Genomic DNA, 23,976 nt, shown 5'->3' on the forward strand with positions numbered 1-23,976 from the left:
TTCGGTTCTCCTACAAAAGGGATGGTGGCTAAAATGTTAGGTGCCTGTCTCAGGCCGAAAGCAGGTTCCGGAGCGCGAGGCCGAGAATCACCGCGATGGCGAAGTGAAACGTCGTCAACAGGGCCGCGCCCTTCGTCGTCAGTTTGTAGACGTAGCGGACGGCCACGAGCGTGGCCCCGAACGCCAACACCGCGACGACGACCGGGCCGGCGGCTTCGAAGAACATCGAGATGGCTGCCGGAACTGGTGAGACGGCGACGGCGCGCTGGTGGGGTTCGTCGCCGAGCACCCACAGCGCCGCGAGATGAAGGGTGACCGCATAGAAAAGCGCCGCCAGCACGAACGTGACGACGAGCGCGAGCGGACCGCCGCCGACGAGGTCGGCCTGCAACGGGAGCATACCTCGATTACGGGGCGGCGACGGGAGTAGGTGTCGTTATCCGTCCAGCAGACCGAGTTCTTCCAGCCGCGAGACGATCTTGTCGACGGCTTCCTTCGCGTCGTCCGGCTTCTTGCCGCCCGTGATGACGAGTTTGCCGGAGCCGAAGAGGAGCGCGACGACGTCGGGGTCGTCGAGACGGTAGACGAGGCCGGGGAACTGCTCGGGTTCGTACTCGATGTTCTCGAGACCGAGACCGATAGCGATAGCGTTGAGGTTGAGATTGCGGCCGAGGTCCGCGCTCGTGACGATGTTCTGGACGACGATTTCGGGGTCCTCGTCGACCTGAATGTCGAGGTCACGGAGTTTGTCGAAGACGATACGGAGCGATTCGTGGACGTCGTCGGTGGATTTCGCGCCGGTACAGACGATTTTCCCGGAGCGGAAGATAAGTGCCGCCGACTTCGGTTCCTGGGTCCGATAGACGAGGCCCGGGAACTGCTCGGGGTCGTAGTCCGCACCCTCGAGGTCCATCGCGACGCTCTGGAGGTCGAGCTCCTGGCCGATCCCCGTCGACGCGACGACGTTCTCGATATTGATAGTCTCCTTGGGGTCCTGCATGATTCGACTTAAAGCACGTATTTAAGGTTTATAAATGTAGGTGGTCGTTTCTGACAGGTCGCACAAGCGAGTGATGACCGCGCCGTTTATCTGCGGGCGACGGCCATTTTCGGCCGTGTATCTGCTGGAGTTGGCCGGCGACGACGACGCCTTCGCGCTTCGTGAGGCCGAAAGCCGCGCCTCCGACGTCGAGTTGCTGGCGCCCGGCCTCGCGACCGCTCGCGGCGTCCGCCGAGCGGAGACGCTGGCGTATACCCGTCGCGTCTGTCGGCTCGTCGGCACTTGCAAGCCCGAGGTCGACGCCGCCGTTGCCGTGCTAAAGGCCGCTACCATCGACCGGCAAGGAACCGTCGCCGTCCGCGCCCGCGACGTCCGCGGCCGTACGGATATCGACACACAGGCCGTCGAACGCCGACTCGGAAGCGTGCTCGTCGACCGGGGCTTCGACGTCGACCTCGATGACCCCGACCACACGCTCGTCGCCCTCTTTTCCGATAGCGCCGCGCTCGGCTGGCTCGACACCGAGACGATGCGGGATTTCGGCGACCGCCAACCCACCGAAAAACCCTTCTTCCAGCCCGGCAGCATGGACCCGATGGACGCCCGCGCGCTGGCGAACATCGCCGGTGCCGGCCCCGAAACCCGCCTGCTGGACCCCATGTGCGGGACCGGCGGCATCCTCGTGGAGGCCGGCCTCGCGGGCAGCGACGTCGTCGGCGTCGACGCCCAAGAGAAAATGGCTCGCGGCGCCAGAAAGAACCTCGACCACTATTTAGACGACGGCGAGGTCGTCCGCGCGGACGCGACGCGGCTGCCGTTCGCCGACGACAGTTTCGACGGTCGCGAATCGTCGGACGATTCGCGAGCCCGAAAGGACGCAAAGCGTCCTTTCGACGGCGTCGTCTTCGATGCGCCCTACGGCCGGCAGTCGAAAATCGAGAGCGTCTCGCTGGACGCACTGGTCGGCGATGCCCTCGCCGAAGTCCGGCGGGTGGCCCCCAAGGCCGTCCTCGTCGCCGACCGGCCGTGGAACGACGCGGCCGAAGACGCGGGGTGGACCGTCGAATCACGCTTCGACCGGCGCGTCCACCGCTCGCTTGTCAGGTACGTCCACGTGCTGGTGTAGTTCGGATAGAAAAGACTACTCCTCGTCGTCCTCGTCTTCGGTCGTCAACAGGTCCTGCAACCGCTCGTCCGATAGGTCGGGTAGCGTCTTCCGTGGCGCCCGCCCGGCGGCTTCGACGACGTCGAGGGCTTCCATCGGCCCGTAGCCGTGATAGCGGGTCAGCCACGCAGCGGCGACCAGGCCCGTCCGGCCGAGGCCGTCGTCGCAATGAATCGCCACTCGCTTGCCTGCGTAGTTTCCCATCCGAATCGCCTCGACGGCAGCATCGAGGGCCTCGTCGTCCGGAATCCCCTCGGCCGGCAGCGGCGTGTGTCGCGTCTCGAAGCGGTCGGCATAGGCCTCGGGGACGCCGTACTCCGCGGCTTCGGCTTCCGAGAGAACACAGACCACGCGACCGATGCCCGCCTCGTCGAGGGCATCGAGCCACGAATCGAGGTCACCGTCGCTGAAGCGGGCCCGACAGACGCCGAAAACGGGCGCGTCGGGGGCGACGGGTGCGAGGTTCGTCATCTATCGGCCGAGTTCCGCGAGCAGGCGACCGAGATGGACCCGGTCGGTGTTGCCCTCGGACATTTCGAGGTCGATTTCGCCAGCGAGTCGGTGCACCTCGGCGAGTTCGCGGCCGTCGTAGCGGCTTCGGGCCGCCGCGAGCAGTTCCCGCAGAATCTCGTTTCCGGCGAAGCCCTCGTCGTAGAGCAGGTCGTCGAGACTGCTGCGAGCGTCCTCGAACTCGCCGGATTCGGCGTCCGCGAGGATGGATTCCAGTTCGTCGCGCATGCCCACGTCGCCCAGCGCGTCGTAGGCGGCCTGCATCGTCACCTCGCCGGCTTCCTCGTGGGCCGTCTGGGCGCCGAGGATGGCCTTCCGGAGGTCGCCGTCGCCGTAGCCGGCGACGTATTCGAGGCCGTCGGCGTCGTAGTCGACGCCCTCCGCCTCGACGATGGACTCCAGCACCTCGACGGTCTCCTCGTGGGTCGGCGCCCGCATCGGCACCGGGAAACACCGGGATTCGATGGGCGGGATGAGTTTCGAGGGCTGGCGGGTCGCGATGACGAACTGCGTCGCCTCGTAGTGCTGTTCCATCACCCGCCGGAGGGACTGCTGGAAGTCCTCGCGGATGGCTTCGGCGTTGTCCAGCAGCACTGTCCGGAAATCCCCCGAGACGGGCTGGTAGGAGGCCTGTTCCTTGAGGATGTGGCTTATCATGTCCCGTTTGGAGAGTTGCGAGCGGCCCTCCAGGAAGTGCGAAAAGCGGGGGTCGTTCTTGATTTCCTTCTTCGTGCGGCCGAAGAAGTCGGCGACGTTGATGACGACGAAGTCGTTGTCGGGGTCCTCGTGGGTCGCCTCCGCGAGCGCGCCGACGGCGGCGGTCTTGCCGGCGCCGCGGGGGCCGAAGACGACGAGGTTCATCGGCTCCTCGACGGCCCGGCGGAGGTGGTCGCGGGCCTCCGCCTGCGGCAGGTCGGCAATATCGGGCGCGTGTTCCTCCGTCCACAGCGGCGCTTCCATTGCCGTACCGTATCGCCCCGGCGTTCAAAAGCGTCCCCCTTCCCGCTGCGGTGGTCTCCGAATAGGCTGATGACGCACCTGTGTCGGTGAATAAACTGATAGAATGAGCGTGCGTATCCACCGAGTAAAGAGACAAACACTCGTTTGACTCAAGTCCATCCTTTTATTTTACTGGCCCGATGGATGGGTATGAATCGTCGCTCGATGCTCGTCGCCGTTGGCGCGGCGGTCGTTGGTGGCACCACCACATTCGGCGAAGGCCCTGCTGGAATCGCCGTCAACGAACGGGAGAATGGGAGCGAGGGCGGGAGTCACGTCGCCACGGAGATCGTCGATTGGACGTTCTCGAAAGATGGACCATTCGTCCGTGACGAAGGTGCTGACCCGCAAGTAGAGTTCAACGATGAGAACGAGCGGGTGGTCGTTACCGGTGTTCTCCGCGTCGGATCGAGTTCCTGTTACGAGGCAGCCGTTGACTTCGTTAAATACGATGATGGCGAGCTCCAAACTCGACTTATCAGTACCTCTCAACAGGACCACACCACGTCCGTACCGTGCACGGACGACATCCAGCGAGTCTACTATCGACTCGTCGTTACGTTCGACGGGGGCCTTCCTGAACGAGTTATCGTTGATGAACAAGACGGCGGGATTGCAGAGCGTACGCCGAACGAACCGTAGTACCGAGAACTGGTAGTTGTCCCACCTACGTCGACCGATCCGTGAACAGCCCTCGCTGAACACCATCTGTCGGAGGGGCCGGTCTTTTTACTCGCCCCTGCCGATTCGCCTGCATGGACATCGAGTTCGGAACCGACGGCTGGCGGACGACCCGCGAGGAGTTCACCGACCCGCGCATCCGTGCGGTCGGCCAGGCCGTCGCCGACTACCTCCGTGCGAGCGACCACTCGGACCCGGTCGCGGTCGGCTACGACCCCCGCGAGGGCTCCCGCAATGCCGCTGAGGAACTCTGCCGCGTTCTCTGTGCCAACGGCTTCGACGCCCTGCTTCCGGACCGCGACACGCCGACGCCCGTCGTCGCGTGGACGGTCCGGGACCGCGACCTCGCCGGCGCCCTGCAGGTGACCGCGAGCCACAATCCCGCCTCCTACAACGGCATCAAGTTCATCCCTGAGGGCGGCGCACCAGCCCTGCCGGACGTCACCGACCGATTGGCCGAGAACCTCCGCGAACCGGACCCCCTGCCCGAAGCCGAGTGGGGCAGTGTCACCGAGACGGATTTCCTCGACGCGTATCTCGACCACGCGCTCGATTTCGTCGAGGCGGACCTCTCGGGACTCACTCTCGCCCACGACGCCATGCACGGCAGCGGCCGCGGCGTCACCGACGAACTCCTCGCACGCGCGGGCGCCGACGTGATACGCCTCCGTTCGGAGCGGGACCCCGAGTTCGGTGGCGGGTCGCCCGAGCCTTCGGCCGCCCGCCTGCGGGACCTCGAATCCCGCGTGCAGGACGGCGAGGCCGAACTCGGCGTGGCCAACGACGGCGACTCGGACCGCATCGCCGTCGTCACGCCCGAGCGCGGCGTCGTCGACGCGAACTGGCTGTTCGTCGCGTTGTACGACAGCCTGCTGGAAGAGGACATTCTCGAAGGTGACGCCGTCCGCACCGTCTCGACGACGTACCTCGTCGACCGGGTCGCGTCGGCCCACGGCCACGACGTCCACGAGACCCCCGTCGGCTTCAAGTGGGTTGCCGAGGCGATGGCCGACCACGACGCCCTCATCGGCGGCGAGGAGTCCGGCGGCTTCGGCGTTCGCGGTCATCTCCGGAACAAGGACGGCGTTCTCGTCGCGCTGCTGGTCGCGGCCGCCCACAGCGAAGAACCGCTGGACGACCGCCTCGACCGACTCCGGGACGCCTACGGTGACATCGCACAGGACCGCATCAGCGTCGACTGTCCCGACGACCGGAAGGCGGCCGTCATCGACAGCCTCGACGGGAGTCTCCCGGACCGGGTTGCGGGCGTCGAAATCGAATCGGTGAACGACACGGACGGCTTCAAACTGGTGCTGGAGGATGGGTCGTGGCTGCTCGTCCGACCGAGCGGCACGGAGCCGAAACTGCGGGTCTACGCCGAAGCCGAGAGCCGCGAACGTGTCGAAGAATTGCTAGAGGCCGGCCGCGAACTCGTTCGACCCCTGATCTAACGGCGGGTACTGTCGTCCGTTTATCGTCCGAGCGTGGGCCACTGCAAGGACTTATTTATACACTTCCTTACATATGGAAAATTGCTCATTCGGGCCGTCATTCTCATAATCTGGGACTCAGAGGTATCATTATCACTCTACTGAGGCTATATTATCGTATGAGTACCACAACTGACGCTCAGTCCCGCTATAACGAACTCCGGTCGACTATCGGTGGCTTCACCGTCGAAGGACGTGCCCACTCGCTCAGCGCGTGGTTCGTCCTCGCACTTCGCCTTGTCATCGGGTTCGCGTTCCTGTATTCTGGCGTCGAGAAGATCCTTGGCGGCTTCTCCGCGCAGGGATATCTCGGAAACGTCGCTGCGACCAACGGGAACCCACTAGAGGGGATGTTCCTCTGGATGAGCCAGACGCCGTGGTTCGTCGAGTTCGTGAACGTCGCCGTCCCGTTCGGCGAAGTAGCCATCGGCCTCGGCCTCATCGTCGGGCTGTTGACCCGCCTCGCGGCGTTCTTCGGCGCGTTCATGATGCTCATGTTCTACTTCGGTAACTGGGACATGGCCCACGGCCCCATCAACAGCGACTTCATGTACATGCTGGTGTTCCTGTCGGTGGCCGCCTTCGGGGCCGGACGCATCCTCGGGCTCGACGCCTACGTCGAACAGTACGAAATCGATGGCCAACCCATCGTCGAGAAATACCCCGTGCTTGACTACCTCTTGGGCTGACGGCATACTGGCCGATTCACCGGGGATGTTTTCAGTCTCTCTTTATCGAAGAACCCCACGACACCGCCCGTCCTCACACTCTACCTCGAAACCAAGCGCCTCATAGAAGGGCCGCACGCCGGAGTCGAAGCCAGCGGTCAGTTCACCGCGTCGCTCGGCGGCGGCCTCGACGAGCGCCGCACCGATTCCCTGCCCGCGACGCCCCGGCCGAACCGCCACGGCCTCGATTTCCTCGCCGTCGAGCACTAGCGCGCCGAGGATACGGTCGCCCTCGACAGCGACCAGAACGGTCCCCTCACGAACTGCCGCCTCGGGCACCTCCAGCATCGCGGCGTTGCAGATGCTCCGAACGGTCGATTCCTCGTCGTCCCTCGCGATGCGGACCTCGGTGTCGGTCATCCGCCCTTGATAAGTCGGAGGACGCGGACCGACTCGGCGTCGACCGTCCGGTCTTCGGGGACGGGGCTGCCGTCGACCAGCACCGAGGCCTCGTGGCTGGAGAGGCCGACTGCATCGAGGAGGTCGCCGTAGGTCGCCTCGGCGTCCAACTCGAGGTCGTGGGTCTCCTCGCCGACGACCTCACAGGTGACGTGCATACGCGAGGAAAGCGGCCGGAGGAATTTCAGCGTGCCGTTCCGGCTACAGGTGACTCAGCGGGCGGGGGTTCCGAGCGATGAGGTCGTAGCCCGAACGGAGGCCGAGCGCGACGATACCCGCGCCGAGCAGATAGACGAGTGTGGCGAGAACCGGCCCGACGTAGGGGACCAGCCCCAGCAGGGTCACGCCGACGACGCCGACCACCAGTGCGAGATAGCGGCTCTCGACGTCGGCCCGCCCCAGCACGGCCGCTGCGACGGTATACTGGCCGTACACGCGGGCGAACCAGCCCGAGACGAGGGCGAGCATCAGCAGCGCCACCGCGAACGGCAGGCCGATAATCGTTATCGTCAGGACGACGACCGCGAGGCCGACGCCGAGGACGGCGGCCAGTCCGATGCCGAGGGTATACAGGGGCTCGGTGGCGACGGTATCGGTCGCGGCGTCGGCGAAGCCGGGAGCGATTCGGAGGAGTACAGCGCCCAACAGCAGGTCAGCGAGCAGCATGAAGCCGATAAAGCCGACGGTTAGCACCTCGGTTGGCGGTCCCAACGCGAGGTCGTCGGCGTTCTGGATGCCTCCCTCGACGGTTCCGCCCCGGTCCTGAAGCGTGCCGTAGTAGTTCAGGCTCCCGCCGACGGTCGCCGAATCGGCAAGCGTGATGCTGCCGGCGACGACGTTCGCGTCAGCGCCGACGTTTCCGGCGATGGTGACGCCCGACCCGACGGCGCCGAACGAGCGGTCGACGGTCCCGCTCTCGCCGAGGGTCGCGTTCCCCGCGTAGACGAGCGCGTTCCCCTGTACGGTCCCGTCGATTCGCACGTTGGCGCCGTAGGCTCGAACGATGCCGGTCACTTCCCCGCCCTCGGCGATGTGGACGTCACCGCCGTAGGCACGAAGGTCACCGTCGACGGTCCCGCGGACGACGATTTCGCCGCCGGTCGCCGTCACGCCGCTGACCGTCTCCCCGTCCTCGATGACGACGGTACCGCCTACCATCGTTTCGGCGGCCGCAACGCCGGCGAACAGCGAGAGGGCGACCGACAGCACACATACAACCAACGTGACACGTCGCATATCTTGTGCCTCACAACGCCGGCAAAAATACGTTGGGGGCTCTCGGGAGGTTTATGGCCGGCGACCCACTCCTTCCGGGCATGAGTGAGGCTGCCGCCGAAACCGACCGCGGGCGGGAAATCTGGATCGAAAAGTACCGCCCACAGACGCTCGACGAGGTCGTCGGCCACGAGGCCATTACCCAGCGCCTCAAGGAGTACATCCGACAGGAAGACCTGCCGCACCTGCTGTTTGCGGGGCCGGCCGGCACCGGCAAGACCACCTCCGCGACGGCTATCGCCAAGGAAGTCTACGGCGACGACTGGCGGGAGAACTTCCTCGAGTTGAACGCCTCCGACCAGCGTGGTATCGACGTCGTCCGGGACCGCATCAAGAGCTTCGCCCGCGCCTCCTTTGGCGGCTACGACCACCGCATCATCTTCCTCGACGAGGCCGACGCCCTCACGTCGGACGCCCAGTCGGCCCTCCGGCGGACGATGGAGCAGTTCTCCGATAACACTCGCTTCATCCTCTCGTGTAACTACTCCAGTCAGATTATCGACCCCATCCAGTCCCGGTGTGCCGTCTTCCGCTTCTCGCCGCTCGGCGACGACGCCGTCGAGGAGCAGATTCGCATCATCGCCGACGAGGAGGGCATCGAGATGACCGACGACGCCGTCGATGCGCTCGTCTACGCCGCCGACGGCGACATGCGGAAGGCCATCAACGGCCTGCAGGCCGCCGCCGTCATGGGCGGGGTCGTCGACGAGGAGGCCGTCTACACCATCACCTCTACCGCGCGCCCCGAGGAAATCGAGGAGATGGTCTCGAAGGCCATGCACGGTGATTTCACCGCCGCTCGCTCCCAACTCGATACGCTCCTCCGCGATGTGGGTATCGCTGGCGGCGACATCATCGACCAGATGCACCGCTCGGTGTGGGAGTTCGGACTCGAAGAACGCGAGGCCGTTCGCCTGATGGAACGGGTCGGTGAGGCCGACTACCGGATTACGGCCGGCGCGAACGAGCAGGTGCAACTGGAAGCGTTGCTGGCGTCGCTGGCGTTGGACGAGGAGTAGCGACAACTGTTCGGACCCCTCGTTCCGGTCAATACAGGGGACTCAGGTGTCGTTCAGTACAGCATCTCGGATTCTTGGGGCAAATGTTGAACCAGTTCGGTGAGTCAGCCGAGGGTTACAGCGGAACCCAAGGAGACCAGCAAGGCAACGGAAACGGCAATGGCGATGGCAAAGGAAGTGACAAGGTCAAAACTCATAATAGGTGAATCCATTGTTGGCACAAACGCCCCGGGCTGAAGCAGAGACCCGGGTCGACCAGATTCAACTGGCGATCGTGGGTGAGGTCTAACTCACGTCTCTCAATTCATCACCTATGGAATTTGTATTGGCATCGAAACGAATCCGGGATTCACGCACAGCAACCCTCAGTGCGATGCTGGTCGTGATACTCGCCCAGATCCCCATTTACGCAGTCTTCGCGGATATCCCAGTGGTCGGTGATTCATTCCTGGGTGCCGCCATACTGTGGGTCATCGGCGCACTCGTTTGGAGCGGGTACACAGCAATTCTGCTACTGGCTCCACTGGCCGATATCCGAAATCATCCGGATCGTGATTCCTGGGGGCCGTTTGAGACGCTGAACGTGTACTCCTACGTGTCCGTTCGTCAGATATGGATCCGACTGCTGCACGGAGTCTTAGGGTGTATCTTCGCGATTATCGGCACGGTACTCTTTGTGGCGACACCGCCGCTATTGGTACTCCCAACGGTGGTAATGATGACTTCGGTCATTATGATGGGAGCGCACATTGGTGTAAAAGATCCATCAGAAGAGACGAAACGGCATCTCTGATCATCGACAATCAGAGGTCGGTACCACGTCCCACTTCACTACAAGATCCACAGCAGCCACGGCAGGTCCATCTAATATGCGTTCCCCATCCGGCGACTCTGTTGAAATCTCATACAAGAGATGTGAGCCAGGCCTACATCAAGATCGGACGACGCCATTGCGACGAGTTCATGATAGGCCAACTTCCTGTTCTGGCCCAGTCTCGGAAGTTGTCAGTAACCGCGTGCGAGATACAGAGTATGTAGTCAGCACGGCGGACATGTTTGTTTCATAAAGAAGGTACTGAACTAACCGCTTAGTGTGCACACTCTATTGACCAGTCGATTTGTTTATTGTATGCTGAACACAAGTCTTGGGAAGAGTTCTATGACGCCCTCACGTTTGCTGGCCCTGAACGGCGGGTAGCATACGCCGACCGTAGGGAGGCGTTTCACCGCGCGAGCGAAGCGAGCGCGGGACCAAGGCCTGACCGTCGGGAAGGCCGCCGTGTCTTTTTCATCGAAGTGGTTCGAGAGTCGCCGGAGGCGACTCTCGTCATCCAGCAAATCGCCGGAGGCGATTCGCATGGATTTTTGCCGGGCGGCCGCAGGCCGCCCGTGCAAAAAGTTCGCTCGAAAACCCTTTAGCCGCCCACGGGCCAAGGAAGGGTAATGAGTGACCTCGACGAGGAATATCAACTAGAGTATTTCCACGACGAGGGGTTCGTACGGAAGGAGTGTCCGTCGTGTGGGGCGCACTTCTGGACCCGCGATGAGGACCGGGAACTGTGTGGGGAACCGCCGTGTGCCGACTACGAGTTCATCGGCGAGCCGGGTTTCGACGAGGAGTTCTCGCTGGAGGAGATGCGCGAGGCGTTCCTCTCCTTCTTCGAGGAGCACGGCCACGAGCGTATCGACCCCTATCCCGTGGCGGCCAACCGCTGGCGCGACGACGTCCTGCTGACGCAGGCGTCGATTTACGACTTCCAGCCGCTGGTCACGTCGGGACAGACCCCGCCGCCGGCGAACCCCCTGACCGTGAGCCAGCCCTGCATCCGGATGCAGGACATCGACAACGTGGGCAAGACGGGCCGGCACACGATGGCCTTCGAGATGATGGCCCACCACGCCTTCAACGCCCGCGAGGACCTCGAAGACCCCGACCAGTACGCCTACGAGGGCGAGGTCTACTGGAAGGACGAAACGGTCGAATACTGCGACACGCTGCTCGACGAACTGGGGGCGGACATCGAGGACGTCACCTACATCGAGGACCCGTGGGTCGGCGGCGGCAACGCCGGGCCCGCAATCGAAGTCATCTACCGCGGCCTCGAACTCGCCACCCTCGTCTTCATGTGCATGGAGCAGGACCCCGAGGGCGACTACGAACTGAAGGACGGCAACACCTACTCCTTCATGGACACGTACATCGTCGACACCGGCTACGGGCTGGAGCGGTGGACGTGGATGTCCCAGGGGACGCCGACCGTCTACGAGGCGGTCTACCCCGAGATGATCGACTTTTTGAAGGACAACGCCGGCCTCGAATACACCGAGGACGAACTCGCGCTGGTCAACCGTGCGGCGCGGCTTTCGGGCCAACTCGATATCGACGACGTCGACGACGTGGAGGCCGCCCGCGACAACATCGCCGAGAAACTCGACGTCTCGACGAGTCGACTCCGCGAGTTGGTCGAACCGCTCGAAGACATCTACGCGATTGCGGACCACAGTCGGACGCTGGCCTACATGTTCGGCGACGGCATCGTCCCCTCGAACGTCGGGACGGGCTATCTCGCACGGATGGTGCTCCGGCGGACCAAACGGCTCTGTGACAACGTCGGCGTTGACGCGCCGCTGGACGAACTCGTCGACATGCAGGCCGACCGCCTCGACTATCAGAACCGCGATACCATCCGCGACATCGTCCGCACCGAGGTCGAGAAGTACCGCGAGACGCTCGAACGTGGCGGCCGACAGGTCGAACGCCTCGCCAGCGAGTACGCCGAGAAGGGCGAACCCATCCCGCTTGAGGAAGTACTGGAACTCTACGACTCGCAGGGTATCCAGCCCGATATGGTCGAGGAAATCGCCGACGACCACGGCGCTGACGTCGAGATTCCGGACGACTTCTACTCGCTGGTGGCGGCCCGCCACGGCGGCGAGGAGGCTTTCGAGGAAGAGGAGGCCGTCGCCGAACAGGAAGACCGCATCGCGGAACTCCCCGACACGGAGAAACTGTTCTACGAGGACCCCGAGCGCACCGAGTTCGAGGCCGTCGTCCTCGACGTCGTGGAGTGTGAGGACGGCGAGGGCTACGACGTCGTCCTCGACCAGACGATGTTCTACCCCGAAGGTGGTGGCCAACCGGCCGACGTCGGCACGCTGTCGTCGGACGACGTGACTGTCGAGGTCACCGACGTACAGGAAATCGATGGCGTCGTCCTCCACCGCACCGACGGCGACCCCGGCAAGGGAGAGTTCGTCCGCGGGCAAATCGACGGCACCCGGCGCAAGCGCCTGATGCAGCACCACACCGCGACCCACATCATCGGGCATGCGGCCCGCGAGGTACTCGGCGACCACGTCCGGCAGGCCGGCGCCCAGAAGGGCACCGACTCCTCCCGGTTCGACATCCGCCACTACGAGCGCATCTCCCGCGAGGAGGTCAAACGCATCGAGCGCGTGGCGAACGAAATCGTCACCGACAACCTCGCGGTCAAACAGGAGTGGCCCCACCGACAGGAGGCCGAGGAGGAACACGGCTTCGACCTCTATCAGGGCGGCATCCCGCCGGGCGAACAACTGCGTCTCATCCACGTCGCCGAGGACGTTCAGGCCTGTGCGGGTACCCACGTCACCCGGACGGGCGACATCGGCACCATCAAAATCCTCTCGACGGAGCGCGTGCAGGACGGCGTCGAACGGCTGGTCTTCGCGGCGGGCGACGCCGCCATCGAGGCCACCCAGCGCACCGAGGACGCCCTCTACGATGCGGCCGATACCCTCGACGTCTCGCCCCAGGAGGTCCCCGACACCGCCGAGCGGTTCTTCACCGAGTGGAAGGAACGCGGCAAGCAGATCGAGGACCTCAAGGAGCAACTCGCCGAGGTGCGCGCCCAGGGCGGCGGCAGCGAGGGCGAGGAGGTCGACCTCGGCGATGCGACGGCGGTCATCCAGCGCGTCGACGCCGACATGGACGAACTCCGGGCGACGGCCAACGCCCTCGTCGAGGAGGGCAAGGTCGCGGTCCTCGGTAGCGGACGGGACGGCGCGACCTTCGTCGTCGCCGTGCCCGACGACGTCGACCTCAACGCGGGCGCGGTCGTCAGCGAACTCGCAGCCAAGGTCGGCGGCGGCGGTGGCGGCCCGCCGGACTTCGCACAGGGCGGCGGCCCCGAGACCGACAAGCTTGACGACGCGCTGGAGGAGGCCCCCGACGTGCTGCGGCAGCTCCGCGAAGCCTGAAGGAGCCCGGTTTCGACGGGGCTCTCCCGAACATGTTCCGTTTCGGATTTAGAAAGCTAATAAAACGCCAGCGATAGACGGGTTAAGGTCCCCGCGTATACGCGGCAGACGCCCTTTTGTGGTTCGGTCGGAGAAACGGACGATGCCGAAGCCGACGTGTGCGTCGTTAGGAGTCGTGGTCGCGGTCGCGCTGGCCACCAGTATCGTGATTCTCACGGGGGCGGCGGCGCCCGCGGCAGCCAACCACGGCGACCTCGGGAACCTCACCATCACGCTCCCCGAGGCGTCCGACCACCAACCGGGCGACCGGAACCCCGAGGGGGCGACGGTCCGGTACTTCTTCCAGGGAACCGACGCCTTCGCGGAGGCCGGCGCACCCAACGGGGCGACTCTCGATGCAATCGTCGTCGAAAGCGAGGGCGTTGACTTTTCGGCCTGCGGCGTCGGCAATATCGCCGCCTTCGGCCTCGACCGCGGGGGCAACAACTCCGGCACCCAGAGCGACAAGGACCTCGTCCAGCACATGAAGACCAACGACTTCCGCGAAAGCGGGCTCTACCTCCGGTTCTATCAGGAGAGCGACTTCGGCGGTGACCCCGTCTTCGTCAACCCCGAGGACGCGATTCGGGCCCAGCAGGGCGCCGGCTCGTCGGACGGCCCCTGCTACACGATGCCCGAAGCGCCCGGCTGGTACCAGATGACCGGCTACCTCAACGGGACGAACCCCGAGGGCGAGTACGTCGAGGAGGACACCACCTCGCATTACTTCTACGTCTGTGATTGTGAGAGCGAGGCCGACGCCCGCGAACAACTCGGCCCGCCGCCGTCGGCGGAGGGGGCCTCGACTCAAACGAGCACGCCGATACCCGAGACGCCGACCGCCACGGCGACCGCGACCGCAGCGACGACCGACGCACCGTCGACACCGACCGCTGCGAGGACCGAAACGGCGGTGCCGACCGCGACGCTCGCGGCCCAACCCACCGCGACGGCGACGCCGGCCACGACCGACACGGAGAGCGGCGGCCAACCGTCGGATGGCGACGGCGGCCTTCGTGAGACACCGACACCCGGCAGCGGCGCCGGGTTCGGTCTCGGCGTGACCGCACTGGCGCTGGCCGCAATCGCCCTTCTGGCGGGGCGGTCCTGACGTGTCGGCGTAGCGTCCGGTGGCCACAGGGTATAGGGGACTGCCGCGCGAGCTAGCCACTATGGCAATCCCGTTTGTCGGCTCGATAGTCGCGTTCCTCGTCGCATTGCTCGTCGGCGGTCTGGCGATTTATATCAGCGCCAGGGTCATCGCCGACGTCGACGACTACAGCCACGCGGTTATCACCGCCCTGCTTGGGGCCATCGCGTGGGCGCTGACGTCGTGGATTCCCCTCATCGGCCTTATAATCGCCCTCATCGCATGGGTCTGGGTCATCAAATGGCGCTACCCGGGCGGCTGGGTCGACGCGGCGATTATCGGTGCCGTCGCGTGGGTGTCGGCACTGGTCATCCTCTATGTTCTCAACACGGTGCTGGACCTCGGCGTCGGCGCCTTCGGCGTGCCCGGCGTGTAGGCCAGCGGCTCCGGGTTAGGGCGGAACGTCGGCGTTATTCTTCGGTTTCGCTCTCTTCGGCCTCGCTTCCGCTTCCGAGGCCAAGCTCGTCCATGCGGTCTTCGAGCTGGTCGAAGCGGTCGGCCTGCTCTTCGAACTGCTCGGAGAGTTCGTCGAGTTGGTCCTCGAAGCGGTCGGCGAGTTCATCGGCCTGTTCTTCGAGTTGCTCTCGGGCCTCCTCGGTCTGTTCGTCGAGTTCCTCCTGGAGGTCCTCGAACTGCTCGGTGACCTCTTCGAGGGAGTCGACCAGTTGGTCTTCGAGGCCTTCGTTGAGGTCCACGAGCAGGTCGATTTGCTCCGAGAGGTTCTCGAGGGTGTCCTCGCTGAACTCGTCGTAGGTCTCGCCGAGGGCGTCGTACTCCTCGTCGACGGTGTCGAAGGCCTGTTCCTGCTGTTCTTCGAGGGTATCGAACGTCTCGTCGACGGACTCCCGAAGGTCATCGAGCGTCGCGGATTCCCCGGAGATGGCTTCAGCGGCGTCCAGCGACGTGTGGACCGACTCGCGGGTGAGGTTGAGGGCCCGCCCCTGGAGTTCCTGCTGTGTTTCGGCGCCCGCATGGAGGCTGTCGCCGACTTCCCGGGGAACCGAAAGCGCGCTTTCGAGGGCGTCCTCGGTCTGTCTGATGGTGTTCCGCTGCAACTCGAAGAGCGTACTAAGTGGTGAGTTGTCGTCGCTCATGGCTGCCTGACGGTTCGGCGGCAAGAACTTTAACCTTTGCCGTAAATAACCTTTTAATGTCTCTCAATGTCTTTAGTTGGTGATGCTGGTTTTCGGGTCGGCGGCGTCCGCGAAAGGGGCTGGCGGCCGTCGACGGGCGAAATCGGTCCGTGTGGCCCCGCAGCACGCTTGAAAGGCTTAAAGTTACGTACCCGAGATACCGAACTGTGAGAGCGAGCGTGGTGCCGGGTTCCGGCCACAGTCGGCGGCTTTCGCGGCAAGCCACGCCCGCGTCGGTTCAGTCGGACGAGTTCCCGGGAGACGACACATGAACGGACTGCTCCCCGCGTTGCCCTACGGCCTGCAATGGCGCCTGATACTCATCCCACTCATCACGGGCGTCATCGGCTACGGCACCAACTGGGTCGCCATCCGCCTGCTGTTCTACCCGACGGAGTTCGTCGGGATTCGGATGCCCGGCCTCAAGCAGGTGGCCCCCGCGCTGCCGCGCAAACTCAAGCAGATTCCCGGCATCATCGAGGGGCGTCTCGGCTGGCAGGGCATCATCCCCTCGCGGTCCGCCCGGATGGGCACCATCGCCGCCGAGAAGGGCATCGCCAAAATCGCGACCGAACGGGAGTTCTACGAGACGTTCGACCCCGAGCGCATCGCCCGCCACATCGTGACCAACTCCGAGGACGAGATTCGCGAACTCACCGAGGAGGTCCTCGAAGAGGAACACCCCGAACTGTGGCACAACACCCCCCGGGCCGTCCGGGAGGTGATTCACGCCCGCGTGCAGTCGAAACTCCCGGCTATCGCCGAGAAAATCACCGAGCGCATCGGCGACAACATCGACGAACTGCTGGATATCAACCAGATGATTACGAACCACCTCGACGAGAACCCCGAACTACTCAACCGCCTGTTCATCGAGGTGGGTGAACACGAACTCAAGTTCATCATCAACTCCGGCTTCCTGCTGGGGACGGTGCTCGGCTGTTTCTCGATACCGTTCTTCCTCTATATCGACGCGTGGTGGGTCCTGCCCGTCTGTGGGGTCGCCGTCGGCTATCTGACGAACTGGATCGCGCTCAAGATAATCTTCCTGCCCATCGAAGAGCGGAAACTCGGCCCCTTCAGCCTGCAGGGACTGTTCATCAAACGGCAGGGCGAAGTCGCCGAGGAGTACGCCGATATCGTCTCTCAGGAAGTGGTTACCATCGGCAACGTCGCGAAGAACCTCATGCACGGCACCCAGTCGGACCGCACCCGGAAGATGGTTCGCGATGCCATCCGCCCGGAGGTCGACCACGCGGTCGGCGTGGCCGGACCGTTTATCCGTATCACGACCGGTAGCGAAGGATACGAACGCATCCGGGAGTCCTTCGCCTCCGAGAGCGTCGAACGAACCATCGAACCGCTACAGGACCCCGAATTCAACGAGGAACGAAGCGAGGCCATCAAGGAACTCATGACCGACCGAATCCGCAACCTCTCCTCGCGGGACTTCGTCGGCCTGCTCCGGCCGGCCTTCGTCGAGGACGAATGGATGCTCATTCTGCTCGGGGCCATCCTCGGCTTCATCGCCGGGTGGCTTCAGTTACTGGTGGTGACCGCGGTATGAGCGACGACCGAGGCGAGGACCGTGAGGACGGTGGCGACGCTTCCGAGACCTCCGACGAGGCCCTCGATGACACCGACCGCAGCGAGGAACCGCCCGGATACGCCGCCGAGGATGCACCGACCGACGTCCCCGAGGACGAAACCGGCGACCTCCCGCCGGCCGAAATCGACCGGGCCTTCGAACTCCTCGAGGAAGCCATCAACGAGGAGGAAATCGAGTACCGGCAGTTCGACCGCCTGCTGTCGATACTGGAGTCGGCCGTCGCCGTTCCCGCACGGACGGACCCGGAAGCCGTCGCCGAGTTGCTGTCGCTGCTGGAGGCCGGCCTCGTCGAACCCGACGACCTCGACGAAACCGACGTCGAGGGGCTGTTGGCCGTGCTTGAGGGGGCCATCGCCAGCACCACGACCGCCTCCGAGGAGACGCTGGCGGACCTCTTCGACGTCGTCGGGGCGGGCATCACCGACCCGAGCAGTATCGACGCTGCCGACGTCGAACGGTTCCGTACGGGTCTGGAGGACGCCATCGTCGAGATTACCGACCCGGGCGGCAGCGGCATCGACCGCCTCTTCCCCATCCCGGGCCTGACCGGCGTCACACAGGAGGACATAGACGACGAGGGTGCGGTCGACCTGTTCCGGATGGCCCGCGTCGGCGCCGCGATGACCCAGCGGGCGACCGGCTACTCGGTCGACTCGGGTATCCGGACGGGCACCCGGATGGCGTATGCCGCCTCTACCTCGGAGTCGCCGGCCCAACTGCTCACCGAGATGCGCGCCATCGCCCTAGACGAACTCCAGCGTGCGGGCATCGACGTCGGCGAGGAACGCGCCGACTGGCTGGAGGCCCACGAGGACGAAACCACCTCCAGACGGCCGATGACCCGCGAGGCGCTGCAAAAGCGGGGTACCGAACTCCTCTCGCAATCGGCCGAAATCGGCCGCGACGAAACGCTCCATCCCGCCTTCCCGTCGATTCTCGACCAACTGGCGGCCGACGAGGCGCGCATCCTTCGCCTGCTCGGTACCGAGGGCCGACAGGCCTCGATGGACGTCCACGACAAGGGGTATATCCCGTTCAAATCGACGGTCATCGCCGAGAACCTCACTCGCATCGGCAGCGACGCGGGCTGTCGGCATGCCGACCGGACGCCCATCTACCTCCAGAACCTCGAACGGCTGGGTCTCATCGTCTTCTCGGACCAGCCCGTCGAGAACCTCAAGGAGTATCAGGTGCTCGAAGCCCAGCCGCACATCGAGGAGGCCCGCGAGAAGGCCAAACGCGCCAAGACCGTCTACGGGAGCATCCACCTCACCGACTTCGGCGTCGACTTCTGCAAGGCGTGTCTCCCCTTCGAGGTGGCCGTCGACTACCGGGAGACGCGGCTACGGAAGGACGTGGAGAACTGAACGTCCGGGTGCCATAGAACGATTCACGCGGTGTCGGTTTTATTTCTGACACGATGCGGCAGCCGTTCGGACGTGCGTGCAGATGTATCGGATTCCGCGTAGCAAGATGGTAACTTCTCCATTATACACCAAGCCCCAGCCTTACGGGTAGAGGCGGCCTATAATTTAAATATGGATAGTATGGTCCGAATAGAATGAGCGGGAGCGGGGGACCCTCACGTTGAACGGGGGGACTAAACAGGAGTACTCGCCGTCCGATGTGGGGGGCGCGTCGGCCTCGACCGCCTCCGACACCGAACGGGATAGCGATGAGGAACGAGCCGTCGATCTGGGGTTAGACACCGTATTCGATGCGCTCAGAAACGCTCGTCGCCGTCGAGTCCTCCAATACCTGAACGAACAGAACGGCCGCGTGACGTTGAGCGACCTCGCTGAACACATCGCAGCCATCGAGAATGACACGACGCCCGAAGCGCTCGACTCCCAGCAGCGGAAACGCGTCTACGTCGGCCTCTATCAGTCGCACCTCCCCAAACTCGACAGTATGGGTGTACTAACGTTCGACCGGCAACGTGGGCACATCGAGCGGACACCAGCCGCCTCGCAACTCGACGAGTACCTCTACGACGATGAGGCCGATACCCGTTCATCGAAGCGGCACTACGTGGAGTTTCTCGGCGTTAGTGCACTGGTACTCCTGCTCGGCGTCGTGACGGGCATCGTCGGCGGTATCGGGGCCGCCTTCTCGTTTGTCGGCCTCTCTCTGGGCGTCGCCGGCCTTGCAGCGTTTCACGCGTACGAACAGGGATAGAACCCCATCGAAACCACTACAAAAATGTCAACAATAACATCAAAACTCGAGTCGATACTCACCCGGTCACACACCAGCGATTCCACCGGAAACGAAGAGGACGCCGAAAGAAACGCGGAAGACGAGGTAGCGGACCGCTCGACGACGAACCTGCTGCATGAGTGTCCCGAGTGCGGCACCGTCTATTTAAGTGAAGAGGCACGTTCCTGTTCGGCGTGTAACTCGATGACCGCGCCCATCGAGACTACGGACTGAACATCCGCTGTCCGGATGGACTCCTAACCGGCCGAACCAGCAATGATTCCAGCGCGACGAACTGACACTACCGAAAGGCCGCCCCTACTACCCGGCTGACGTTTGTTAGAGCCGAGAGAAGGGTTACCGCGTTTCGGCACGAGGTACGCATATGAGTAAACGAGGGGTATCGAAATGTGATCGCGGTCATCGCTCTTCTACTCAGTAGGCTGACGGTCGGAGAAATCGCGCAGGTGGTCGGGTTATATACCGCCTTCTGTCTCGCGTGGGTTGTCAGCGGACTGGCCGTCGAACGAGCGGTCCGGATGTGTTATTCACGAATCGCTGGTCGACCTGCGGTGAGGGCAAAGGCGGTACGAGACCCGTCGTGTGACTCGTTTTGATTTACTACTCGGTCGCCCACACGAGCATTCGCCGAGCGAGGTGTCCGATAGTCGCGGCGTAGCCACGCGTCGTGGCTAGAAGGAAACCTGATCCCGGCCGTTCTCGCCGATGGAGGGCGCATCGCGGTCCGAGTAGTTCTGCCGGCCGATGGCGTCACTGGAGACGGCCGAGTAGGCGCCGAGTCGGGCCTCCTCGGCGTCGGCGAAGGTGGTCTCGCCGAGGCGTTCGAGGGCGTCGCCGAACGTTTCGGTACCGTTGGGCGTTTCGAGTTCGAGGTCGCCGTACTCGGCGACCAGTTCCGCGGCGGTGGCGGGATACGAGTGGGCGTCGATGGCGTCTTCCACGTTGGCGAGTAGTTGCATGTCTCGGTTCAGCCGATAGTCCTTCATGAATGTTTGCTATAAACGGCCTACTCCAATAATGAGACGTCTAGGCTCCTTATACTTCGGCGGCCACGAAGCGTCGGGGCTTTGACGGTGCGGCGGCGACTGGGGGTATGGTCGTTGCGGACCTCCATGTCCACACCACGAACTCCGACGGCGAACTCACGCTGTCGACGCTGCCCGAGGCCGCCCAGCGGGCCGGCGTCTCGGCGGTCGCGGTCACCGACCACGACCGCATCCACCCCGAGTTACCGACGCCGGTCGCGACCCTCGACGGCGTGACCGTCATCCACGGCATCGAACTGCGGGTCGAAACCGAGGCCGAGCGGGTCGATTTGCTCGGCTACGGCGTCACGCCGACCGCCGAACTCGAAGCCCTCGTTTCGGACCTCCAGCAGAACCGTATCGAGCGCGGCCGGGAAATCATCGAGAACGTCGAGGCACGCCTCGGCGTCGAGTTGCCCGTCGAACCCCGCGAGGGCCTCGGTCGGCCCCACATCGCGCGGGCCATCGACGAGGCCACCGACTACAGTTACACCGAGGCCTTCGACGAACTCATCGGCGACGACGGCCCCTGTTTCGTCGCCCGCGACATCCCCACCTTCGAGGCGGGCGTCTCCGTGCTCCACGACGCCTGCGGCCTCGTTTCGCTGGCCCATCCCTTCCGATATGAAGACCCCGAGGCCGCCCTCGACCTGTGTGCGGACCTCGATGCCGTCGAGGGCCACTACGCCTACGGCCGGGAGGTCGACAGCAGGCCCATCGAACGGGCCATCGAGGAATACGACCTGCTGGTGACCGGCGGCAGCGACGCCCACGACGAGGAGTTGGGCAAGGCCGGTCTGGACCGCGAGGAGTACCGCCGGTTCCGGGCCGCCTTATAGCCGCGAACGCTGGGTTGAAACCCGTCGATACCGTATCCCCGTGCATGCAGTGTCACTACTGCGACGACGAGGCCGCCGTCGCCGTCGAGAAGAACCATCTCAAGGTCGGCCTCTGTGAGGAGCACCTCCGCGAGCGGATGGAGGAACTCTCCGATTCCGAGGTCCTCGAGGACTTCGAGTCGCAAATCGACGACGCGCTCGGCGAATAACGCCTCCTCCCCCTTCTCCCGTCGCCCGCACCGCCAGCGGCGCCGCCGGAAGCCACTTTTCGCCCGCCCGCTATCTCCCGCCATGCGCGTGTCCGTCATCGGCGGCTCCAGCATCGACGACGAAACCTACGCTCGCGCCCGCGAGGTCGGCCGCCTGCTCGGGACCCGCGGCCACACCGTCGTCTGTGGCGGATTGGGCGGGACGATGGAAGCCGTCTGTAAGGGCGCCCACGAGGCCGGGGGCCCGGCCTCGGGTGGAGCGAGCAGCGAGGCGGACGCCGAAACCATCGGCATCCTCCCCACCGAGCGCCCCGGCGACGCCAACGAGTGGGTGACCACACCCATCGCGACGGGGATGGGCAACGCCCGCAACGTCATGGTCGTCCTCAACGGCGACGCCGCAATCGCTATCGACGGCGCCGCCGGCACGCTCTCGGAGTTGGGTCACGCGCTGGACTTCGGCCGTCCGATTGCGGGGCTGGACACCCACGATATCGACTTAAAGGGGTTCGAGGCCGTCGAGACGCCGAAAGACGCCGTCGAGTACGTCGAAGCCGCGGTTTCGGAGTAATCAGGCGCCGACCTGTACCAGCCCGTCGGGCGCGGACGCGTCGTCGACGACGCGGAACCGCCAGCCGTCCTCGTCGCGTTCGGCCGCGCGGATGGCGGGCGTCCCCTCGGGGTTCCGCCGGAAGTATTCGACCGCGAAGGGCAGCGTCGGCAGGGCCTCGCCGTCGGCGAGTTCGTAGCCGTCGACGGCCACCTGCCAGGCGTCGTCCTCGCGGCGGTATTCGTAGCCCTCGATGAGCGTGAGCCGCGTAAAACGGTCCAGCGTTCCGGAAATCGGGTCCAGCGCCGCAGCGGGCTCCGACAGCCGCTCGCTCGCGGCCCGCAGCACCGTCGCCTGCTCGTCGGCCGACAGCGTCGCCAGTTCCTGGGCCATACACTCCAGCAGGAGGAGACAGAGGCGGTCGCGGTCCTCGACCCGCTCGGCGGCCTCGAGGTAGGTGTCGATGACGGCGTTTTCGATGTCGGCGTAGCCGCGGGTCGAGAGCGTCTCGAAGACGGCGCCCGCGACCTCGTGGCAGAAATCCACGAGGTCGGCGGACGGCGAGAGATAGGGGTCCTCGCAGACGACGAAATCCCGCGGCGGCAAGAGCTCGTCCCATCGGCGCAGTTCCGCCCGATAGGCCGCGGCTGCGTCAGCGGCTTCGGCGGCCGTCTTCCGCGTGGCAAAGCGGAGGCCGTCGGCCGGGAACGGCCGCTCGCCGGTCCGCGCACAGACGAGGTAATACCGCCCCTTCGGGTCCGAGAGGGATTCGAGGTGCCGTCGAATGTCCGCGAGCGTGCTCCCGCTCATATGGTTTAGGCCAGCCTAAAAGATAATAGTGGCTTCGGTTCCGAGCGGGGGTATCGGCCGGGGAATGGACGGCCGAGCGGCTGTCGGCGGTAGCGAGAGGGAGAAAAACGGGGAGAGTGGTCGTCAGTCGCTCTGGATGCGCGGTGCGAGCATGAAGGTGACGTGGCCGTCGCCCTCGGCGAAGTCGAAGTGCATCTTGACGGGGAACTCCTCGCCGAGTTCCATCGTCACTTCGGCGTCCTTCGGAATCGCCTTGTTCATGTCCTTGAGGTAGTCCAGCGAGAACAGCGAGCGGGCATCGCCGGCGGTGAGGTCGATGAGGTCCTCACGGCCCAGTTCGAGGTGGACGTCGTCGGTGTCGCCCTCGGCCTCGACGTAGAACTCCTCGTCGTCGGGGTTGACGCCCAGCGCGATGTGGTCCGAGACCATGTCGGCGGCGGTGACCGCGCGGTCGATGTCCTTGCCCTCGATGACGATTTCCGACGAGAGGTCGAGGTCCGGCAGGTCGGGTTCCTGGCGGATGGAGTCGGGGTCGATGAGCGCCAGCGTGTATTCGAGGCCGTCGATCTGGATGTGGAGTTTGCGGGTCTCCTCGTCCAGTTCGAGATGGACCAGCTGGTCGGAGTCGGCCATCCCGACGATGTCTTCGAGTCGGTCGAGGTTGACGCCGATGACGCCGCCGTCGGTTTCGTAGGATTCGAACGCCGCTTCGGAGAGTTCGAGGTCGACCATGCCCACGTTGGCGGGGTCGACCGCGCGAATCGTGAGGCCCTCCTCGTCGAGGCGGATTTTACACTCGTCTACGAGCACGCTCACGGAGTCCAGCGCCGCCCCGAGCGTGTCCGCGCTCACGATAGCCTTGAACATATACGACCATCTTCTGCGCG

Annotated in this window: 27 protein-coding genes; 16 read left to right on the forward strand and 11 right to left on the reverse strand. The window is 64.5% G+C overall.

The genetic code is table 11. The features are described from left to right. Positions 1-49 precede the first annotated feature (49 nt). Together HWV23_RS11040 and HWV23_RS11045 are read right to left on the reverse strand one after the other, a co-directional pair. Positions 50-400, reverse strand: coding sequence for a DUF7473 family protein (locus HWV23_RS11040; protein ID WP_178290453.1), 351 nt, complete (start codon positions 398-400; stop codon positions 50-52). Between the two features lie 36 nt (positions 401-436). Continuing rightward, the gene (locus HWV23_RS11045) at positions 437-1,000 is read right to left on the reverse strand and encodes a TATA-box-binding protein (RefSeq protein WP_178290454.1); all 564 of its coding nucleotides are present in this window, start codon (positions 998-1,000) and stop codon (positions 437-439) included. A 124-nt stretch (positions 1,001-1,124) separates the two neighbouring features. Here HWV23_RS11045 and HWV23_RS11050 point away from each other — a divergent pair, with 124 nt between their 5' ends. Further along, positions 1,125-2,126, forward strand: coding sequence for a methyltransferase domain-containing protein (locus tag HWV23_RS11050; protein ID WP_178291660.1), 1,002 nt, complete (start codon positions 1,125-1,127; stop codon positions 2,124-2,126). Positions 2,127-2,141: 15 nt separating this feature from the next. Here the strand turns inward: HWV23_RS11050 and HWV23_RS11055 are convergent, their stop codons facing one another. Then, positions 2,142-2,636 (reverse strand): protein-tyrosine phosphatase family protein, encoded by a 495-nt coding sequence (locus HWV23_RS11055; protein ID WP_178290455.1) that lies wholly within the window; start codon positions 2,634-2,636, stop codon positions 2,142-2,144. Beyond that, positions 2,637-3,635 (reverse strand): AAA family ATPase, encoded by a 999-nt coding sequence (locus HWV23_RS11060; protein WP_178290456.1) that lies wholly within the window; start codon positions 3,633-3,635, stop codon positions 2,637-2,639. Positions 3,636-3,824: 189 nt separating this feature from the next. On the opposite strand from HWV23_RS11060, the gene HWV23_RS11065 reads away from it, so the two are divergent. The 3 genes from HWV23_RS11065 (at position 3,825) to HWV23_RS11075 (ending at position 6,534) form a co-directional block, all read left to right on the forward strand. Then, positions 3,825-4,316: a hypothetical protein gene (locus HWV23_RS11065; protein ID WP_178290457.1), complete on the forward strand. Its 492-nt coding sequence runs from the start codon at positions 3,825-3,827 to the stop codon at positions 4,314-4,316. 113 nt (positions 4,317-4,429) lie between these two features. Then, on the forward strand, positions 4,430-5,806 hold the full coding sequence (locus tag HWV23_RS11070) for a phosphohexomutase domain-containing protein (protein WP_178290458.1): 1,377 nt from the start codon (positions 4,430-4,432) through the stop codon (positions 5,804-5,806). Positions 5,807-5,964: 158 nt separating this feature from the next. After that, positions 5,965-6,534, forward strand: coding sequence for a DoxX family protein (locus HWV23_RS11075; protein WP_178290459.1), 570 nt, complete (start codon positions 5,965-5,967; stop codon positions 6,532-6,534). Between the two features lie 42 nt (positions 6,535-6,576). On the opposite strand, the gene HWV23_RS11080 is transcribed toward HWV23_RS11075, so the two are convergent. From HWV23_RS11080 to HWV23_RS11090, 3 genes are read right to left on the reverse strand one after another with little or no spacing between them, the layout of a single operon-like run. Beyond that, on the reverse strand, positions 6,577-6,933 hold the full coding sequence (locus HWV23_RS11080) for a GNAT family N-acetyltransferase (protein ID WP_178290460.1): 357 nt from the start codon (positions 6,931-6,933) through the stop codon (positions 6,577-6,579). Next, a complete protein-coding gene (gene samp2, locus HWV23_RS11085; RefSeq protein WP_178290461.1) occupies positions 6,930-7,130 on the reverse strand; it encodes a ubiquitin-like small modifier protein SAMP2 in 201 nt (66 codons plus the stop codon). The genes HWV23_RS11080 and samp2 overlap by 4 nt, the downstream gene beginning before the upstream one ends. Positions 7,131-7,173: 43 nt before the next feature. Further along, on the reverse strand, positions 7,174-8,208 hold the full coding sequence (locus HWV23_RS11090; protein ID WP_178290462.1) for a bactofilin family protein: 1,035 nt from the start codon (positions 8,206-8,208) through the stop codon (positions 7,174-7,176). 80 nt (positions 8,209-8,288) lie between these two features. Between HWV23_RS11090 and HWV23_RS11095 the strand changes: the two genes are divergently transcribed. The 5 genes from HWV23_RS11095 to HWV23_RS11115 all read left to right on the forward strand — a co-directional run bounded on the left by HWV23_RS11095 (position 8,289) and on the right by HWV23_RS11115 (position 15,070). Further along, positions 8,289-9,266: a replication factor C small subunit gene (locus HWV23_RS11095; protein WP_178290463.1), complete on the forward strand. Its 978-nt coding sequence runs from the start codon at positions 8,289-8,291 to the stop codon at positions 9,264-9,266. 313 nt (positions 9,267-9,579) lie between these two features. Next, the gene (locus tag HWV23_RS11100; protein ID WP_178290464.1) at positions 9,580-10,059 is read left to right on the forward strand and encodes a hypothetical protein; all 480 of its coding nucleotides are present in this window, start codon (positions 9,580-9,582) and stop codon (positions 10,057-10,059) included. Positions 10,060-10,709: 650 nt separating this feature from the next. Continuing rightward, positions 10,710-13,505 (forward strand): alanine--tRNA ligase, encoded by a 2,796-nt coding sequence (alaS, locus tag HWV23_RS11105; RefSeq protein WP_178290465.1) that lies wholly within the window; start codon positions 10,710-10,712, stop codon positions 13,503-13,505. Between the two features lie 142 nt (positions 13,506-13,647). Then, a complete protein-coding gene (locus HWV23_RS11110; RefSeq protein ID WP_178290466.1) occupies positions 13,648-14,655 on the forward strand; it encodes a hypothetical protein in 1,008 nt (335 codons plus the stop codon). Positions 14,656-14,716: 61 nt separating this feature from the next. Continuing rightward, entirely contained in the window at positions 14,717-15,070 is a 354-nt protein-coding gene (locus HWV23_RS11115; RefSeq protein WP_178290467.1) for a hypothetical protein, read from the forward strand. Between the two features lie 34 nt (positions 15,071-15,104). On the opposite strand, the gene HWV23_RS11120 is transcribed toward HWV23_RS11115, so the two are convergent. Continuing rightward, positions 15,105-15,788 (reverse strand): DNA repair protein RecN, encoded by a 684-nt coding sequence (locus HWV23_RS11120; RefSeq protein ID WP_178290468.1) that lies wholly within the window; start codon positions 15,786-15,788, stop codon positions 15,105-15,107. Between the two features lie 307 nt (positions 15,789-16,095). Between HWV23_RS11120 and HWV23_RS11125 the strand changes: the two genes are divergently transcribed. From HWV23_RS11125 to HWV23_RS11140, 4 genes are all read left to right on the forward strand, one after another. Beyond that, a complete protein-coding gene (locus HWV23_RS11125; RefSeq protein ID WP_178290469.1) occupies positions 16,096-17,394 on the forward strand; it encodes a DUF445 domain-containing protein in 1,299 nt (432 codons plus the stop codon). After that, positions 17,391-18,803, forward strand: a complete 1,413-nt coding sequence (locus HWV23_RS11130; RefSeq protein ID WP_178290470.1) for a DUF4393 domain-containing protein — start codon at positions 17,391-17,393, stop codon at positions 18,801-18,803. The genes HWV23_RS11125 and HWV23_RS11130 overlap by 4 nt, the downstream gene beginning before the upstream one ends. Positions 18,804-19,062: 259 nt before the next feature. Then, positions 19,063-19,614: a DUF7344 domain-containing protein gene (locus tag HWV23_RS11135; protein WP_178290471.1), complete on the forward strand. Its 552-nt coding sequence runs from the start codon at positions 19,063-19,065 to the stop codon at positions 19,612-19,614. Positions 19,615-19,638: 24 nt separating this feature from the next. Further along, complete coding sequence (locus HWV23_RS11140) at positions 19,639-19,869, forward strand: hypothetical protein (RefSeq protein ID WP_178290472.1); 231 nt, start codon at positions 19,639-19,641, stop codon at positions 19,867-19,869. Positions 19,870-20,327: 458 nt separating this feature from the next. Here HWV23_RS11140 and HWV23_RS11145 read toward each other — a convergent pair whose 3' ends face one another. Continuing rightward, on the reverse strand, positions 20,328-20,615 hold the full coding sequence (locus HWV23_RS11145) for a DUF5789 family protein (RefSeq protein ID WP_178290473.1): 288 nt from the start codon (positions 20,613-20,615) through the stop codon (positions 20,328-20,330). 134 nt (positions 20,616-20,749) lie between these two features. Here HWV23_RS11145 and HWV23_RS11150 point away from each other — a divergent pair, with 134 nt between their 5' ends. The 3 genes from HWV23_RS11150 to HWV23_RS11160 all read left to right on the forward strand — a co-directional run bounded on the left by HWV23_RS11150 (position 20,750) and on the right by HWV23_RS11160 (position 22,300). Then, positions 20,750-21,520, forward strand: coding sequence for a PHP domain-containing protein (locus HWV23_RS11150; protein WP_178290474.1), 771 nt, complete (start codon positions 20,750-20,752; stop codon positions 21,518-21,520). Between the two features lie 44 nt (positions 21,521-21,564). Beyond that, complete coding sequence (locus HWV23_RS11155; protein ID WP_178290475.1) at positions 21,565-21,729, forward strand: DUF6757 family protein; 165 nt, start codon at positions 21,565-21,567, stop codon at positions 21,727-21,729. 82 nt (positions 21,730-21,811) lie between these two features. Further along, positions 21,812-22,300: an SLOG cluster 4 domain-containing protein gene (locus HWV23_RS11160; RefSeq protein ID WP_178290476.1), complete on the forward strand. Its 489-nt coding sequence runs from the start codon at positions 21,812-21,814 to the stop codon at positions 22,298-22,300. On the opposite strand, the gene HWV23_RS11165 is transcribed toward HWV23_RS11160, so the two are convergent. Continuing rightward, a complete protein-coding gene (locus HWV23_RS11165; RefSeq protein WP_178290477.1) occupies positions 22,301-23,089 on the reverse strand; it encodes a DUF7551 domain-containing protein in 789 nt (262 codons plus the stop codon). A gap of 123 nt (positions 23,090-23,212) precedes the next feature. Continuing rightward, positions 23,213-23,956 (reverse strand): DNA polymerase sliding clamp, encoded by a 744-nt coding sequence (locus HWV23_RS11170; RefSeq protein WP_178290478.1) that lies wholly within the window; start codon positions 23,954-23,956, stop codon positions 23,213-23,215. Positions 23,957-23,976 lie beyond the last annotated feature (20 nt).

This window comes from Natronomonas halophila, from assembly GCF_013391085.1.
GTDB classification, from domain to species: domain Archaea; phylum Halobacteriota; class Halobacteria; order Halobacteriales; family Haloarculaceae; genus Natronomonas; species Natronomonas halophila.

What these genes read in the sequence shown, in the direction of transcription:
- HWV23_RS11040 (WP_178290453.1), bottom strand. Translation starts at nt 400, where the DNA reads ATGCTCCCGTTGCAGGCCGACCTCGTCGGCGGCGGTCCGCTCGCGCTC.
- HWV23_RS11045 (WP_178290454.1), bottom strand. Translation starts at nt 1,000, where the DNA reads ATGCAGGACCCCAAGGAGACTATCAATATCGAGAACGTCGTCGCGTCG.
- HWV23_RS11055 (WP_178290455.1), bottom strand. Translation starts at nt 2,636, where the DNA reads ATGACGAACCTCGCACCCGTCGCCCCCGACGCGCCCGTTTTCGGCGTC.
- HWV23_RS11060 (WP_178290456.1), bottom strand. Translation starts at nt 3,635, where the DNA reads ATGGAAGCGCCGCTGTGGACGGAGGAACACGCGCCCGATATTGCCGAC.
- HWV23_RS11065 (WP_178290457.1), top strand. Translation starts at nt 3,825, where the DNA reads ATGAATCGTCGCTCGATGCTCGTCGCCGTTGGCGCGGCGGTCGTTGGT.
- HWV23_RS11070 (WP_178290458.1), top strand. Translation starts at nt 4,430, where the DNA reads ATGGACATCGAGTTCGGAACCGACGGCTGGCGGACGACCCGCGAGGAG.
- HWV23_RS11075 (WP_178290459.1), top strand. Translation starts at nt 5,965, where the DNA reads ATGAGTACCACAACTGACGCTCAGTCCCGCTATAACGAACTCCGGTCG.
- HWV23_RS11080 (WP_178290460.1), bottom strand. Translation starts at nt 6,933, where the DNA reads ATGACCGACACCGAGGTCCGCATCGCGAGGGACGACGAGGAATCGACC.
- samp2 (WP_178290461.1), bottom strand. Translation starts at nt 7,130, where the DNA reads ATGCACGTCACCTGTGAGGTCGTCGGCGAGGAGACCCACGACCTCGAG.
- HWV23_RS11090 (WP_178290462.1), bottom strand. Translation starts at nt 8,208, where the DNA reads ATGCGACGTGTCACGTTGGTTGTATGTGTGCTGTCGGTCGCCCTCTCG.
- HWV23_RS11095 (WP_178290463.1), top strand. Translation starts at nt 8,289, where the DNA reads ATGAGTGAGGCTGCCGCCGAAACCGACCGCGGGCGGGAAATCTGGATC.
- HWV23_RS11100 (WP_178290464.1), top strand. Translation starts at nt 9,580, where the DNA reads ATGGAATTTGTATTGGCATCGAAACGAATCCGGGATTCACGCACAGCA.
- alaS (WP_178290465.1), top strand. Translation starts at nt 10,710, where the DNA reads ATGAGTGACCTCGACGAGGAATATCAACTAGAGTATTTCCACGACGAG.
- HWV23_RS11110 (WP_178290466.1), top strand. Translation starts at nt 13,648, where the DNA reads ATGCCGAAGCCGACGTGTGCGTCGTTAGGAGTCGTGGTCGCGGTCGCG.
- HWV23_RS11115 (WP_178290467.1), top strand. Translation starts at nt 14,717, where the DNA reads ATGGCAATCCCGTTTGTCGGCTCGATAGTCGCGTTCCTCGTCGCATTG.
- HWV23_RS11120 (WP_178290468.1), bottom strand. Translation starts at nt 15,788, where the DNA reads ATGAGCGACGACAACTCACCACTTAGTACGCTCTTCGAGTTGCAGCGG.
- HWV23_RS11125 (WP_178290469.1), top strand. Translation starts at nt 16,096, where the DNA reads ATGAACGGACTGCTCCCCGCGTTGCCCTACGGCCTGCAATGGCGCCTG.
- HWV23_RS11130 (WP_178290470.1), top strand. Translation starts at nt 17,391, where the DNA reads ATGAGCGACGACCGAGGCGAGGACCGTGAGGACGGTGGCGACGCTTCC.
- HWV23_RS11140 (WP_178290472.1), top strand. Translation starts at nt 19,639, where the DNA reads ATGTCAACAATAACATCAAAACTCGAGTCGATACTCACCCGGTCACAC.
- HWV23_RS11145 (WP_178290473.1), bottom strand. Translation starts at nt 20,615, where the DNA reads ATGCAACTACTCGCCAACGTGGAAGACGCCATCGACGCCCACTCGTAT.
- HWV23_RS11150 (WP_178290474.1), top strand. Translation starts at nt 20,750, where the DNA reads ATGGTCGTTGCGGACCTCCATGTCCACACCACGAACTCCGACGGCGAA.
- HWV23_RS11155 (WP_178290475.1), top strand. Translation starts at nt 21,565, where the DNA reads ATGCAGTGTCACTACTGCGACGACGAGGCCGCCGTCGCCGTCGAGAAG.
- HWV23_RS11160 (WP_178290476.1), top strand. Translation starts at nt 21,812, where the DNA reads ATGCGCGTGTCCGTCATCGGCGGCTCCAGCATCGACGACGAAACCTAC.
- HWV23_RS11165 (WP_178290477.1), bottom strand. Translation starts at nt 23,089, where the DNA reads ATGAGCGGGAGCACGCTCGCGGACATTCGACGGCACCTCGAATCCCTC.
- HWV23_RS11170 (WP_178290478.1), bottom strand. Translation starts at nt 23,956, where the DNA reads ATGTTCAAGGCTATCGTGAGCGCGGACACGCTCGGGGCGGCGCTGGAC.